Genomic DNA, 16292 nt, shown 5'->3' with positions numbered 1-16292 from the left:
TAGAAGGGAGAAATCCAAGCTTCTCTCCCTTCTAATAGTCATTATATTAGTTTCCAACCAGATGTTAAAGCGACAATCATAGAAGCTAAAATAATACCATTTACTAAAATTCCAGTTAATTTAATGCCATCACGCTTTTGTTGTTTCATTTTGTTTCACCTCCTTTCAATGTAACGGAAGCAGACTTATCTTTATTTGCTGATGGATGAGAAAGCATTAGGTACTGAATGAAAAAAAAGATGCCAATATTCATTACCACGTCTCCGATACTGATGATTTGGGTTCGTGGATATGGCTTAGACAGGGGGATAATATCTCCCAGGAATCCAAGTTTTGTTGAACTGGTTAACACTTGATGTTTGGCATACAAGCTTTGTTTTAGCGACTCGACATACCCGGGTTCTAGAACGGATGCAGCCTCAAGCGAAACTGGCATTCTCCCTCCGTTAATGACAATAACTAAAAAGTTTAAAAATACTCCAATTAAAATAAGAATGAAGCCAGGATTTTTCCGATTAATAAATAAAAATAACAATCCCAAAATATAGATGACTATGTAGATAAAACCACTGACTTGCCCAAGGAATTTAATCTTGTTTTGCAAAGCGAAAACGATAAGTTCAATCACTAATAACAGTGGAAAAATCCATCCCCACTTAAACTTCAAATTTCCCAATGCCTTAAGATTCCCTTTCCGAAGGAAGCCGATAATCACTGAAATTATAATTCCGTCAAATACCATTTTTTAAACCTGCCTAAGTGTAATAGAGTACCAAGAAATCACATTAGAAAAAATATTCCTATCATAATATATAAAAGTAAATTGTCGAAATCAAGTGAAAAATTTGAAGAATTAGTGAAACATTTCTCTTTTTATAGTTGCGGCACTGCTTTAAAGCGGCGGGGGACTGTCCCCCGCCGCTTTAAAGCAGTGAGTGGCAGTTCCAATTTTATAATAACTAGTAAAAAAGTCCTAGTTAACTGCCTGAAATCGGAGGTTTTATCATTTTTTTTAGGTATTACTGTGCATCGACACTTTTAAACAAATTGATGTAAAATGGGAAATAATTGGATAGAGTAGGATAATAGTTTTATCGTTTTTATTGATTATTTCATACTATAATCCTGTTTTTCATATAGAAACACATAAGGTAATGGATTACTTATATAGCAGAGTAAAGAAGGTTTGATATGAAACTATTAACAGCTGCACATACCGATATTGGAATTAGAAAGCCAACCAATCAAGACAGCTATTGCATCAAGATAGCAGAAACATCAATTGGAACAGTTGTCTTAGCTGTCATTTGCGACGGCATGGGAGGGCTTGCCAAGGGGGAAGTCGCTAGTGCCAGCGTCATCAATGCCTTCTCGGATTGGTTCGAACTAGAATTGCCGGCACAACTCACCAATGACCCATTCAACGACATTCAGTCCAGCTGGGAGCACATCATTCAGGAACAAAACCTAAGGATTGCGGCCTATGGGCAAAAAGTTGGCATTCAGCTTGGAACCACTCTTACTGCCCTGCTTCTGATCGAATCAAAACCCATGCTGATTGCCCACGTCGGGGACACACGAGCTTACCGAATCGGCCGCCATAAGCTGGAAGTCTTAACGGAGGACCAGACGGTAGTGGGCCAGGAGGTTAGAAGGGGCAGATTAACGCCGGAACAGGCCAGGTTTGACCCGAGAAAAAATGTTCTCTTGCAATGCATCGGCGCCTCCAGGATCGTGGAGCCCGTTTTTTTAACGGAGGACCCTCCACAGGAAGAAGTATTCATGCTTTGTTCAGATGGCTTCCGCAACATGATAACCGAGGAAGAAATCCATCAGGCATTCGCTCCGCAGCACTTAACCGATGAAACGGTGATGGAAGAAAAAACAAAGGAATTGGTGGAACTTAATAAGCAAAGACAGGAAACCGACAATATCACCGTGCTGCTTATTAAAATTTTGTAAGGATGGGGAACGCACTTTGGCTGCAATAGGTTCTGTAATAGAAGGAAAATACGAAATACTGAAGCTGATTGGCAAAGGCGGCATGTCAAAGGTCTATCTGGCCATGGATAAACGCCTCAATAAACAATGGGCAGTCAAAGAAATTGAAAAAAGGGCCCGTGATAAAAACAACGAAGTGGTGATTCAGAGCGCCATTGCCGAAGCAAACATGATTAAGAAGCTCGACCATCCTGCCCTGCCGCGTATCGTTGACATATTAGACAAGGATGACGTGATCTACGTCATTATGGACTACATCGAGGGCGAGCCGTTGAGCAAGGTTTTAGACGAATACGGGGCACAGCCGCAGGAACAGGTCATTGAATGGGCAAAGCAGCTTTGCGATGTGCTCGATTATTTACATACCAACCATCCTCCTATCATATACCGGGATATGAAGCCGGCCAACGTCATGCTGAAGCCGGACGGCAATCTAAAACTCATTGACTTTGGAATTGCCAGAGAATTCAAACAAGAAAATCTCGCAGATACCGTGAATTTAGGGACTAAAGGCTATGCAGCTCCGGAACAGTTCGGCGGCAAAGGCCAAACTGACCCAAGAACGGATGTCTATTGTCTCGGTGTCACACTTTACCATTTGGCAACAGGGAAAAACCCCAGTGAGCCGCCCTACGAGATTTATCCCATCCGGCATTGGAACCCGCAGTTATCCGGCGGTTTGGAAAAAATTATTCAGAAATGTACGCAGCTCAATCCCGACGATAGGTACCAGTCCTGTGCCGAGCTGCTCTATGCACTGAACCATTATGAAGAAGCTGATGATGCCTATCGGGCAAAGCAGAAGGCGAGACTCCGGAATTTCAGCATTCTAGCTGGTTCTGCCCTGCTCTTTCTTGCTGTAGGCATAACCGGGCAAATCATGTACGTCAAACAAACGAATGACAATTACGACCATAATATCCAGATGGCGAAAACAGCCTCGGCAGACAGCCATAAAAAAGACTACTATTTAAAAGCGATCGATATCAAGCCCGCGGAGAATGAGGCCTATATGGGTTTAATTAATACGTTTAAAAATGATACGGCGTTTACTGTTGAGGAAGAAGAAACATTGACGAAAAAAATCAACACCAACCTGACGGAGCTTCGAAAAAACCCGGACTATGCCGACCTGGCATTTGAAACAGGCAAAGTCTACTGGTATTACTATGACTATGGCAAAACGGCCGAAAGCGACAACCAGATTACCAGAATGAAAAGCTCCGTTGAATGGTTTGAAGATGCTGTGAAATATGGGTCAAAGGACAGCAGCTATTATGAAATGGCCGTGATTTACCGGGACATTGGCAAATTCAATCAGGACATAACACTCAAAATGGAAGAAGCATCCGATAAAGGTCAATACGGACCTTATTGGAAAAACATGAAGCAGCTGATCAAACTCGTCGATGAAAAAGATGAAAGCGAAATTGTCAAACTCGAACTCTACAAATTAACGATGCATTCGGTTGAAACGTATGCAAGGAAGTTTAAAGCGGATGGGGTCAAAGAAAGCGATTTGCTATCCGTTGTTGAATCAGTAAACACAAGTGCCAGCAGCATCGAAACCTCGTCCGACAAGCTGGCAGCTATTAAAAAGGACGTCATCAACCGCTTTGAAGTTACCGTACAAGCCATTAATAATGCCTATAGAAAAGAATAGGGGGAATTCGTATGGATGCAACAGCATGGCTAACCGTCTCCATCATCGGGTACTCCCTTGCCGGAGTGCTAATGGCCGTGACGATCTTTCTTTTTATCAAAATGAAGATCCCGGCATTGATAGGCGAGTTGACGGGCCGGACGGCTGCTAAACAGATCCAGGCAATCCGGGAACAGGCCCATTCAGGCAGCAACCGTGCTTTCCTGAGCCCGTTTGACCGGCTAAGCCGGCCGCGGTCCGGGAGACTGGGGAAAACAGGACAAACGAAAGAAACGGCTCCTCGTCCGGGAAGCTTGCCCACCGAGGTCATCGCCGTTCCGGAAACGGTTTTACTAGACAGTGAAACTACAGAACTGTTATCGGCGCCGATTACAGAAGAATTGCCGAACGGGACCCGCGAAGGGCTGGAGGAAACAACCGTGTTAGACCCGGCATCACTAGTGGATGAAAAATTAGTTCCGGCGGTTGAATTTAAGCTGGTCAAGGACATAAAAGTTACCCACACGAATGAAGTTATTTAATCTATGAACGATATTCGCATACAGGGGAAGGAACATGAAGAATTTTTTCAAGGGGGAGAAAAATGTTTAACAGGAAAAACAAGGTAACGCGTATTTTGGCAGTGGTTCTTGCCATTATGCTGGCTGCTTACAACTTGCCTGCCGGAAAGTTCGCTCTTGCGATTACAACGGACGAGCAGCAGGCTGTAAATGAGGAACAAGCTGGCGGCACTGCAGAACAAACCAATCCAGTACAAGAGCCGGACCCGGCAGCTGATCAAGATCAAATATCCCATCAGATTACCGTTAACAGTATCGGAAACGGCAGCGGAACCGTGCAAATTAACGGTGATGATTATCAGGGACTGCCTGTTTCGGCCATTGAAGGGCCAGTTGAGATCAAAATCGAACCCAGCCAAGGTGCTGAGATTACATCTATTAAAATAGGGAATGCGGAAGCAAAGAAGGTTCCAGAAGAAAATAAGGGCGGTTATACAGAAACCATCCCCAGCCTGACAGAGGATACCACTATAATCATTGAGTTTGGATTACAAAGTAATCCGATTACCTTTGGTTCCTATGAGCATGGCACTGTTAGGAATGCGGCGGATGGCCAAGCGATTCCACCTGATGAGCCTATCAGCGTCACCTATGGTACCGATTTTTCTTTTAGCCTTGCACCTGAGCAAGGGTATCATCTGGATACCATTAAAATAGACGGGACAGCCACTGATCTTAAAGATCTCACTAAAAATCCAGATGGCAGCTATACGTACACGATAAAAAATATAACCGCCGCCCATACCGTCAACATTGCCTTTGCTGTCGACACCTACGTGATTTCCTTCCAATACAATGGCGATCAGGGCGAAGTAAAAGATGGCTCCAACGAAACCATTGATTCAGCCGGCGGAACCGTCATTGTCAACTATGGCTCGAAACCTTTGTTTAAGGTGATTCCTGTAGAGGGCTACCATATTAAGCGGATTACCTTCGGGGACACCTTGATTACCTCAGGGGAGCCGCAGTCAACGAAAGAATATGAATTTTCGGCGCCTGCCCCCGTGACAAAAGACCAAAATGTGGTCATTGAATTTGCCATCAATACCTACAACGTGACGGCTGCCGAACCAGACAATGGCCAGTTATCACTCGATAAGCCAGTTGTGGATTACAAGGGCAGTGTAACAGTAACGATTAATCCAGATTTTGATTATCACCTCGACAAATTGCTAATCGATGGAACGGAAGTGACCGAAGGCATTATTCCGAACGATGAGGATGGCACACTTACATATGTCATTCAGAATATTGCGAATGACAAGACAGTGACAGCAATTTTTGCGAAAAATGAGTCTTTAACTGGCACTTGGGAGGATTACGTGTCCATCACGGGTTCTTTAGCCAAAGAGCCTTATCATGAAGGCGATAAGGAAATCCGTATTTATTCAAGAGGTTCAGAGGCCGCAGTGGCTCCAAATACTGATTCCATCTATGATCTCATCAGCCTGCAGTCCTTTAGAGGCTGGAAAAAGGAATATGCCTTTAAGCAATCGATTTCTATCGAAAAAATGAAGGTGAAGGCTGCAGGGAGCTGGGGAAGCAAGGAAGTTCCATTGGATGGCGATATCTATCTGGTATTTGATACAGAGCCTCCAGCCCTATCCGGCCTAACAGTAGATGGCCCCAACCAAGATACCGTTGATGGATCCCAATGGTATAGCGGTCCAGTAAAGGTTTCTGGCACGGTTGAAAATGGGAAACAGAATTTTGAAGAGATCCATTATTCATCTGATATTGATAAAGTATTCTACAGCAAAGCGGGAGAAGAAACAGCTGCAGAAATTCCGTTTGATGCGGAAACAAACCAATTCCATTTCACGGCTGACACTTCCGGCACCTATCAAGTATGGGCGGTGGATAAGGCAGGGAATGAATCTGTCAAACAAAGCGTCAACATTAATATTGACCAGTCCGCACCAGCGCTTGCTGCTGGCAGATCCGTCAAAGTGGAACAGATACATGATGACATTATTTCTGAGTTCTTGAATCACCTGACACTGGGCATGTTTTTTAATAAAGCCATTCAAGTAACGGTAGATGCTGTGGATGAAGCTTCCGGGGTTGAAAAAATCACATTGAATGCCATTCCAAAAAATTCAAGTGATATCAAGGTGGAGCCAAAATTAGTGGATGAACACTTTAGCAGAGATGCCAAAACATCCCGTGCTGTGTTTATCATCGACGAAGAAAGCTTTGAGGGCACTTTTTCGGTTGAGATTACGGACCGCGTAAGCAATCATGAAACCTATAAAGTGACAGAGGATAATATTGAACCTGCAGGCAATCCTTTATTCATGATTGACCGAAAAAAGCCAACCGCGGAAATCGTCGTGACACCTGATAAACAAGAAGCCCCATTTGTGAAGGCAAATGAGTCAACTGGTGTGGAAACGGAATATTACAGTGATGATGTGAAATTGGATATAAAGGCGGCGGATGATGCGTCCGGAGTCCATACTGTCCAGATTGACCTGAATGGCAAGAAGTACAAAACCTATCCTTTTTCCAAAGAAGAAAAGGAACTTACGCCAGCGATTGAGGCTATTCATACCGATGATCTTGCGGGAGAAGGAAGATTCTATGATTTTTCTGTCGATGTCAAAGATAATGCAGGTAATAGCATAGAAGAAAAGGCCAGGAAAACGGTATACATTGATGAAAATGCTCCAACATTGGCCGATGGGGAAGCTGTCCAATTTGAAGTGGAACACGACAACACCATTGCCAAAGTGTTAAACTTCCTTTCTTTTGGGACTTTCTTCAATAAACAAATAAAAATCACCGTCAAAGTAAAGGATGATGCTGCTGGAATTAAGGATCTTTCCTTGAAGGCTGTTCCTGAAGGACAATCAGCAGCCCCATCTTTAGTCCGCAGCGATTTCACCAATCATGGATTAACGGCAGAGGCCGAGTACACGATGGATGCGGATTATTTCAAAGGAACCTTCTCTGTGGAAATAACCGACAATGTCAACAACAAGAGTGCAGAGCCGTACAAGGTGACAAGCAGCAATTCGAATATTGAGTCAGAAACCAGCGGTGTGGTAATGATTGAGAAAACAAAACCAGAAGCTGAGATTGCGGTCACGCCTAAAGCTGGTGTTTCTCGTTATGTGGATGAAGCCCAGAAGGAATTCTACAGCGGCGAAGTAACCTATGATGTGCAAGCAGAGGATGCCGACTCAGGCGTCAATACGGTCCATATCAACGTGAATGATGAACTAATTGACGAGTACTATTTTGACAACGAAAGCACGGCGCAATTAAACCCTGATTTAACGGCCCGTGACACCGATTATTCGAACATTCATAGAAAAGAAGATGGTTCTTATCAGATTTCCGCAGAAATTGTGGATCATGCAGGAAATGCCAGCCAGGCAGAAAAAACGATTTTTATCGATGAAACCAGTCCAGAAATTACTGACTTCACGTTCTCAGGCCTGAAGGCTGCCGACAGTTTGAAACATGCGGTCGAACAAACGGATTATGGCTTTTATTTCAAAAATCCGATTCAGGTCACGGTAACAGCAGAGGACCCTGAAAGAGACAACGATTTTGAAGCGACCAGTAAACTCAAATCGATAACAGTCTATCTTCTAGACCATGAGAACGGGAAGTATTATGCCCTCCTTGCCAATGGCACGTTAAAAGAGATCGATGCGGCACAATTAGGAAGCTTGGAGCCTGTTCCAACGGAAAGTACCGTATCATTCACGGTTCCTGCTTCATTCAAGGGGCAAATTTTTGCAAAAGCAACCGACCATGTAAACAATAGCAGCGAATTTGCCACACCGGACGGTACCGTGATCGAGGATGAAAAACAGCATGGAAAAGAGAAGCATATTCAATTTGAAAAAGCAAAAACCACGTTGACTGACAATAACCATTTAGAGCTTTATAACCAAAACGTTGATGTCCAATTAACCGTAACCGATACCTATTCCGGCATTGGCGATATTGAATGGTCTGTCGTGGCGCCGTATGATACAGCCAACAATCAAACAGGCCATCTCCATATCAACAATGACAAAACCTATGCGCCAGGCAGCACATCGGAAGGCTGGCAGCAAACCAAAACCGACCGGAATCTGGTCACGGAAATGACGAAGACCCTTCGCGTGACCAATAACAGCAATGCGATAAAGGTCAAAGTAAAAATCACGGACCGGGCAGGCAATACGTCAGAAGAGGAAATCACGTTCAGCATTGACAAAACAGCGCCAACCATCGAAGTGACGTACGATAATAACGCCGCGGATCCTGTAAATCACGATTATTACAAGGCAGACCGAACAGCAACCATCGTCATTTCCGAGCGGAACTTCCGTCCAGAAGACGTGAAGCACCTCATCACCAATACAGATGGCGTGATCCCAAATCTGTCCGGCTGGACCACCAAGAATAACGCGGCGGACCCTGATCAAACCACCCATACAGCTGTGATCAGATATACAGCAGATGGTGATTATACGTTTGATATCCAGTATAAGGACAATGCCGGTAATGCAGCAGCGCCATTTGCCCAGCAGAAATTTACGCTTGATAAAACGATTCCGGCGGTTAACGTGTCTTACAGCAATAATGCAGCTGCAAACGGAAACTATTACAAGGCGGCAAGAACGGCAACGATTACGATCCATGAGCATAACTTCGATACAAGCAGAATCAAAATAACCGGCACCGCAGCCGATGGCACGGGACCAGCTGCCTTCCCAGGTGTCAGCGGATGGACGACACGAGGCGATGTTCACACCGCTACAATTAACTATTCGGCTGATGGCAAGTACAGCTTCGATATCGAGTATACGGACATGGCCGGCAACAATTCGGCAGATTACAAAGCCGATGAGTTCTATATTGACCAAACAGCCCCAGCTCTTACCATCACAGGGGTCGAGGACCAATCCGCCAATAATGGGGATGTGGCGCCAGTCATTAGTTACTCGGATACGAACTTTAATAAAAACTCTGTCTCGATCAGCTTATCTGGGGCAAACCGCGGTGACGTCAAGCTGACCGGAAGCTTTGCCGATTCGGCAAACGGCCAGGTCTATGCTTTCAAAAATTTTGAGAAGACGAAGGAAAATGACGACTTGTATACGCTGACTGCCACACTGTCCGACTTTGCCGGAAATACATCGACCCAAACGATCCAGTTCTCCGTCAATCGCTTCGGTTCAGTTTATGTGTTTGATGAGGCATTGAAAAAAATGGAAGGCAAGTATGTTAAGAACGAAACAGATGTCATTGTAACGGAAACCAATGTGGACAGCTTGAAGCAGGATACGATTAAGGTGAAGATGACCAAAAACGGCACCCCATCTGACTTGGCAAAAGGAGCGGATTATTCTGTAACCGAATCCGGCGGCAGCGGAAAATGGAGCCAGTATACGTATGTGGTGAAAAAGAATCTATTTGCCGGTGATGGCCGCTACTCGGTTGCCTTGTATTCAGAGGATGCAGCAGGCAACATTAATGAGAATATGGATGAAACCAAAAAAGCGGAGATTTCTTTTGGGATTGATAAGACCTCGCCAGTGATTGTTCCGGTCGATTTGGAGAGCGGCGAACAATATCCGGTCGATAAGAAGCCAGTCAACTTCTCCGTCAAAGATAACCTGGTGCTCGATAATGCGGAGATCTATTTGAACGGCAAAAAAGTGGACTATACGGTGGATGGGGAGAACTACAAAATTGAGATCCCTAGTGCCAATACGAAGCAGGAAGTGAAGATTGTGGCAGTGGATGCCGCAGGAAACGAACTGGAAAAACGAGTGGATGATTTCCTTGTATCCACGAACCTGTTTGTCCGCTGGTATAACAATACGGCGCTGTTTGCCGGATCAATCGGCGGGGTAGGCGGACTGGCGATTGCCGCTGCCGCGATTGTCATCTACCGGAAACAAAGGCGCAAAGACGATGTTGACATAGCAGAGGGCTAATTAAAGCTACGATTTCTTCATTTTAAAGATGATCCCTTCTATGTGGACCGGACAATAAAAAATGACCAGGTTTAATGATAGAAGGGATCTTTTTATTAAAAAAGTCTCATATCCAATCGGTGGAATCAATTAATGTGGAATATTCGCTTCTGATGCTGGGATACCAGGAAAAAAATAGAATATATCAGGGGAAAATCCGTTTTATCTGGAAAAAACGAAGTATTTCAGTAAAAAATACAATTTTATCAGGAAAAACAAATGCTATCCGAAAAAACTCCAACTTTAGCAATATAATCATGTTAAAAAACTAGTCATTTCAACCTATTAATTCTATCTGCATATTCTATTACAATGGCATTATGGGGTGGAAATTACTAACAATTCTAAAAAGACTATTTTAGTATAACGATAAATCTCTAAGGAGAGAGACGTTTTGATCTTAACACTATTTGATAAAGGGAAAGCCATCCACCTTGTTTTGCCTGAAAAAATAACCGGACGGTATGTCTTAACGACTATGGATGCCGAACAGCGAACCATTGACTTATTGGCCATTGAAGCGGAAGACGGGCAATGGTACTTGAAGTCTAATAAAATAGCCTATTTAAAAGGTGCTAACGGTGAGAAGGCAGTAAAGCAAGTAGTGGAACCATTCCATACATATACCATTTATCGCGATAGGGAAATGCCGGCCCTTGTTTACGTGGAGCCGCTAAGTGAAGACCGAAACGAATTTACCAAGCATATTGTGAATAACAATGAGATTCGAATCGGACGCTCGAAGGACAGCCACATTTGCTTCACTAACAATCTGGCTTCAAGTTACCATTGCCAAATTAACTATGACACACAAGGCCGAGCTGTTATCAAGGACCATAACAGCTCCAATGGCACCTATGTCAACGGGGAGAAAATCCAAGAAAAGCAGCTGGCAATCGGCGACGTCATTTCCATCATGGGCCTGCGGATTATTTTTAACGGAAAATTGCTTTCGTTAAATAATCCCCACCAAATGGTATTTTTGGACCGCCAAGCGTTTAAGCCATTTGTGATGAGCCAGCCGATTGCCGAAAAGGAAGAGAATCTGGACGAATTTTTGGCAAAGGATAGCAGCGGGGACCTATTTTTCCGTTCCCCGCGCTTTAAGCGGGATATTGAGAAAAAGACGATCAAAATCGATCCGCCGCCGCAGCCAAATACAGCGGAAGAAACGCCCTTAATGCTGCTTTTAGGTCCATCGATGACCATGGGGATGGCTTCCTTGTTTACGGGAGTCTTCACCGTCCAAAATGTCATGAGAAACAATGGCGACATTATGTACGCCATTCCCACGCTGATCATGTCGATCAGCATGATGATTGGAACAATCCTCTGGCCGATTTTGACCAAAAGGCATGAAAAGAAAAAGCGGATTTCCGATGAGAAAATCCGCCAAGAAAAGTATAGCCGGTATTTAGAAGAGATGAAGCAGGCTATTGCGGATGAATGCCGCTACCAAAGCGAAATATTGCATGAAAATCATATCACGCTGGATGCCTGCCTCGAGCGGATCCAAAATCGGGACCGTACCTTGTGGGAACGCGTGATTGGCCAGGATGATTTCCTCAAGGTGAGGGTAGGGCTTGGTGACCTGCCTTTGGAAGCTGATTTTAAATATCCTGAGAAAAAGTTCACCCTTCACGATGATAATCTGCAGGATGAATTGTATCGTTTGGTGGAAACGCCGCCGATCTTAAAACAAGTCCCCGTCACACTCTCGCTGACCGAGGAGCGGGTAACCGGAATCATTGGCAAGCGCGAGAACGTTGCCGCTTTTGTGAAAGGGATCATCCTTCAGCTGGCGTCATTGCATAGCTATGATGAACTCAAACTGGTGTTTATGTATGACCAGGATGAACAAGACAGCTGGAAGTTCGCCAAATGGCTGCCGCACACATGGGATGATGAACAGAATGTCAGGTTTATCGCCTCATCCGCAAGCGAAGTAAAGGAACTTTCCGCTTTTATTGAAAAAGAAATAGCGGCACGTGCCGAGCTCGCCGACAGTGAGGCAGATGCCATCACCCAGCATTACGTTGTTTTTTCGATGAGCAAAGAATTGGCCGGCAAGGCGGAAATGATGAATTTGCTCTTAAAAGAAAAGAAACGCATCGGATTCAGTTTGGTGGCCCTTTACAACGATCTGGAAATGCTGCCTAAGGAATGTTCGAATGTGGTAGAACTGGATGAGGCAGTCTGCAAAATCTACGATAAAGATGATATTTCCGGCAGGTACCAGGCATTTAAGGCGGATGTTTATTGCTATCAGGATGCGGAACCGATTGCCGTTCAATTAGCGAATATCCAGCTGGCCTCTTCTGTTGAAGCCTATACACTGCCAGATATGCTGACGTTCTTAGAGATGTTTGGGGTCGGAAAAGTAGAGCATCTGAATTCTCCGACCAGATGGAAGGAAAATAACCCGACGCTGACGATTGAAACGCCGATTGGCGTCAACCAGTCGGGGGAGCCGTTTAAACTCGACCTTCATGAAAAATATCATGGGCCGCATGGCTTGATTGCCGGGATGACCGGTTCAGGAAAAAGTGAATTTATCATGACCTTCATCCTGTCATTAGCAGTCAACTATCATCCCGATGAGGTGGCGTTTATTTTAATCGACTATAAGGGCGGCGGCATGGCCAATGCGTTTTTGAACCTGCCGCATTTGGCCGGGACGATTACCAACCTCGATGGGGCTGCCGTTAAACGTTCGCTCGTTTCGATTCAAAGTGAATTAAAACGGCGCCAGGCGATTTTCAGTGAAACGAGCCGGCGGTTAAATGAAAGCAATATCGATATCTATAAATATCAAAAACTCTACAGGGAAGGCGTCGTGAAGGAACCATTGCAGCACCTGTTTATGATTTCAGACGAGTTTGCCGAATTAAAAACGCAGCAGCCGGAATTTATGGATCAGCTGGTCAGTGCGGCACGGATCGGCCGGAGCCTTGGGGTCCATTTGATATTGGCGACACAAAAGCCATCAGGGGTGGTCGATGACCAAATATGGAGCAACAGTAAATTCCGCATCAGTTTAAAGGTGCAGGAAAAAGCCGACAGCATGGAAGTGATCAAGCGTCCAGATGCGGCTGAAATCAAGCAAACCGGCCGGTTCTTCCTGCAGGTCGGCTACAACGAGCTGTTTGAACTTGGCCAATCCGCTTGGGCGGGAGCGCCATACTATCCATCCGATAAAGTAGAAACTACCAAGGATGATGGGATTGCGGTGATTGATAATTTAGGCCGGGTATTAAAGTCTGCCAGAATCGATAAACGGAAAAAAACCGTTAAAAATCCGTCCAGCCAAATCGATGAGGTAACAAAGTACTTGGCGAATCTGGCAGAACAGGAAAATATTAAGGTGAAGCCGCTTTGGCTGGATCCCATCCCAGAGCTGATTTACGTGAATGAACTGAAACAGAAGTACCGGACGGACCGGACATCAGACCGCTTCGAATTAAATCCGGTGATAGGAGAGTATGACGATCCGGCCAACCAGCGCCAATTAGTGATGCGACTGCCAATTTCCCATGAGGGGAATACGGTCATCTACGGTGCCGCCGGCAGCGGCAAAACCACCTTCTTGACCACCCTGATCTATTCCTTAATGGAAGAGCATACGCCGGATGAGGTCAACCTGTATTTGCTCGACTTTGGGTCAGAGACGCTCAGCTGGTATCGTGAAGCACCGCATGTCGGTGATGTGATGCTGTCACATGAAGGAGAGAAAATTGACAATCTGTTTAAGCTGTTAAACAGCGAGATTGCCACAAGGAAAAAGCTGTTTGCCAACTTTGGAGGGGACTTCAGAAATTACAATCAAATGTCGGGCCGCACGGTGCCATCGATGATGATTATGATCCATAACTATTCAGCGTTTTCTGAAACGTATGAGCAGTATGAGGAAACCATTTCCTATCTGACCCGGGAAGGAACGAAATACGGCATCTACTTTGTTGTAACGGCCTTGAATACCGGAGCGATCCGCTACAAGCTCTTGCAGAACTTTAAGCAGATGTACGTTCTGCAGCTGAATGACACATCAGAATACTCCGGCGTGTTGGGAAATGTGGATGGCGTTTATCCGTCCAAGTTTAAAGGCAGAGGAATTTTTAAAACGGATGCCGTTTATGAATTCCAGGTTGCCCAAATTTCGAAGGAAGCGGCAGACAGGTACCAGTTTATAACGGGCTATTGCCGTGACTGCCAGCAAAAATGGCATAAGAATGGGGCAAGAAGGATCCCGATTCTGCCAGAAAAGGTCGACCTCGAGTACCTGCAGGAGGAAATTCAGTTCAGCCATTCCGAACTGGTGCCGATAGGGGTTGAAAAAGCTTCCTTACGAATCACGGCCTATGATTTTCACAGTTCGTTTGTTAATCTGGCTGCGGCGGCGACGGTGGAAAATAGCTCCCGCTTCGTGGAAGGGCTGGCAGAAGTTTTGGCGGCCAAACAACCGGACAGTGAAGTGATCATGATCGACCCGGGAAGCTATATTAAGAACGCAGCCAGCCAGCCGTATCAATATGTGAGCGAGCCTGTCCAATTAGAAGAGATGATTGTCTATTTGTTTAATACGTTGGTCTATCGCAATAACACAACGAAGGATAGGCTCGCAGAAGGCAAGGAGGCTCCGGTTTTTGAAAATATCACTTGCATTGTTCACTCATTCAGTGAATTGCAGGGCTGCCTGTCAGAGGACGGAAAAGATAAATTGAAGGTCTTTTTAGAGCGGGGAAATGGCTTAAACGTGACGATGATTTTGACGGATGCAGCAGACAGGCTAAGTTCGTATTCCTATGAGAGCTGGTTTCAAAAGCAAGCCTCCCTTAATGATGCGATATGGGCAGGCAACGGCATCACCGACCAATTTGCTTTGAAAATCAATAAAATCACGAACGATATGTACAAGGAAATACCTGAAGACTTTGGCTATGTAATCAGCAAAGGGAAAGTGAAGCTGGTCAAACTGCTGTCCACATCTGTTCAAGAGGAGGAGGTTTTGGAATATGCCTAAAATCCTCGTCGAGATTTATAATCCGGCCTCCCATCACAGTTATGACGTGTTTATTCCCTTAAAAAGCAAGGTCTATGAGGTGGCCTATCTGCTGTCGAATACAGCCTCTGAATTGTCAAAGGGCTACTACAAGGCGACAGAGCAGACTGTTCTCTGCGACCGGGTGACCGGTCAGGTGCTGGATCATCAATTGACGATTGAAGAACTTGGTTTGAAAAATGGGTCGAAGCTGATGCTGCTGTAAATGGCTGAGCGCACTTTGGCCCGGCTGGATTCCTATTGTTCCTAAAGGAAGGTGCATGATGAAACGGAAAAAACGAATGCTCGGCATACTTCTTCCCATCATTCTATTACTAGGAGGAACCGGCTGTATGAGTGAGAAAGCTTCGGAGGAAGCGATTGTGAATCATTTAGAGGAAACGTATGGAGAAAAGTTTGAGGTGGAGACCTTTAAGGAAGGCCATTCTATTTTTAAAAATATGTATGGGGACGACAAAGTCATTGTCCACCCGGAAGGAAAGCCGGAGCAGGTGTTTTTGGCCGGCACAAAACGAGATCATGAAGACAAGTATTACGATACATATATGTTGTCCAAGTGGGGAGAGGAACTGACTGGCAAGTACAAACAGGAGATCCAAGCGATTGTGCCAGGGGACTATGACTATCGGGTTCTGTTGTATGTGGAAGACGGTAAATACGATAGCTCGATGAAAAGCATGTCTGCCATGGACTATTTTTCAAAAAAGAATCAGGACGCTGAAGTCGTGCTGAAAGTTGCGGTGAAAACGTCTGAGGCACCGAACCCAGAGGAGTACTATGAACCGGTTTATCGCTTGCTGCAGCTATTGGAGCCGCTAGGGGTGGAAGCCTATGGCGTTTCCCTCGGGTTTGTCGATGATTCTGTTGATGCGGCCGATTATATCCGAACCTCCAATGTCAATAATGTGCCATGGTCCAATTTAGATGCCAAGGTGTTTGGAACAATTATGGTGGATAATCTTGCAAAAATAACGGAGCCTGGCCAAATCGAAGCGTATTACGAGCCGTTTGAGGAGTGAGAAATC

8 protein-coding genes are annotated in these 16292 nt (G+C 45.0%); 7 read left to right on the top strand and 1 reads right to left on the bottom strand.

The features are described from left to right. Window positions 1-145 precede the first annotated feature (145 nt). Window positions 146-742: a DUF5317 domain-containing protein gene (locus NFS43_RS00550; protein WP_251548770.1), complete on the bottom strand. Its 597-nt coding sequence runs from the start codon at window positions 740-742 to the stop codon at window positions 146-148. 449 nt (window positions 743-1191) lie between these two features. On the opposite strand from NFS43_RS00550, the gene NFS43_RS00545 reads away from it, so the two are divergent. From NFS43_RS00545 to NFS43_RS00515, 7 genes are all read left to right on the top strand, one after another. Further along, a complete protein-coding gene (locus NFS43_RS00545; protein WP_251548769.1) occupies window positions 1192-1962 on the top strand; it encodes a PP2C family protein-serine/threonine phosphatase in 771 nt (256 codons plus the stop codon). A gap of 16 nt (window positions 1963-1978) precedes the next feature. Continuing rightward, entirely contained in the window at window positions 1979-3664 is a 1686-nt protein-coding gene (locus NFS43_RS00540; protein WP_251548768.1) for a serine/threonine protein kinase, read from the top strand. Window positions 3665-3675: 11 nt separating this feature from the next. Further along, window positions 3676-4185, top strand: a complete 510-nt coding sequence (locus NFS43_RS00535; protein ID WP_251548766.1) for a hypothetical protein — start codon at window positions 3676-3678, stop codon at window positions 4183-4185. A 62-nt stretch (window positions 4186-4247) separates the two neighbouring features. After that, complete coding sequence (locus NFS43_RS00530; protein ID WP_251548765.1) at window positions 4248-10169, top strand: Ig-like domain-containing protein; 5922 nt, start codon at window positions 4248-4250, stop codon at window positions 10167-10169. A 433-nt stretch (window positions 10170-10602) separates the two neighbouring features. Continuing rightward, window positions 10603-15228: a type VII secretion protein EssC gene (essC, locus tag NFS43_RS00525; RefSeq protein ID WP_251548764.1), complete on the top strand. Its 4626-nt coding sequence runs from the start codon at window positions 10603-10605 to the stop codon at window positions 15226-15228. Next, complete coding sequence (locus NFS43_RS00520; protein WP_251548763.1) at window positions 15221-15472, top strand: ubiquitin family protein; 252 nt, start codon at window positions 15221-15223, stop codon at window positions 15470-15472. Before essC ends, NFS43_RS00520 begins: the two co-directional genes overlap by 8 nt. A 58-nt stretch (window positions 15473-15530) precedes the next feature. Next, window positions 15531-16286 (top strand): hypothetical protein, encoded by a 756-nt coding sequence (locus NFS43_RS00515; RefSeq protein WP_251548761.1) that lies wholly within the window; start codon window positions 15531-15533, stop codon window positions 16284-16286. The last annotated feature ends 6 nt before the right edge of the window (window positions 16287-16292 follow it).

Source organism: Neobacillus muris, assembly GCF_943193175.1.
Taxonomy (GTDB): domain Bacteria; phylum Bacillota; class Bacilli; order Bacillales; family Cytobacillaceae; genus Neobacillus; species Neobacillus muris.
This window is presented reverse-complemented; position numbering and strand designations above follow the sequence as displayed.

Bases quoted from the DNA above. Each gene is read 5' to 3' on its own strand.
- NFS43_RS00550 (WP_251548770.1), bottom strand. From the start codon at position 742: ATGGTATTTGACGGAATTATAATTTCAGTGATTATCGGCTTCCTTCGG.
- NFS43_RS00545 (WP_251548769.1), top strand. From the start codon at position 1,192: ATGAAACTATTAACAGCTGCACATACCGATATTGGAATTAGAAAGCCA.
- NFS43_RS00535 (WP_251548766.1), top strand. From the start codon at position 3,676: ATGGATGCAACAGCATGGCTAACCGTCTCCATCATCGGGTACTCCCTT.
- NFS43_RS00530 (WP_251548765.1), top strand. From the start codon at position 4,248: ATGTTTAACAGGAAAAACAAGGTAACGCGTATTTTGGCAGTGGTTCTT.
- NFS43_RS00520 (WP_251548763.1), top strand. From the start codon at position 15,221: ATGCCTAAAATCCTCGTCGAGATTTATAATCCGGCCTCCCATCACAGT.
- NFS43_RS00515 (WP_251548761.1), top strand. From the start codon at position 15,531: ATGAAACGGAAAAAACGAATGCTCGGCATACTTCTTCCCATCATTCTA.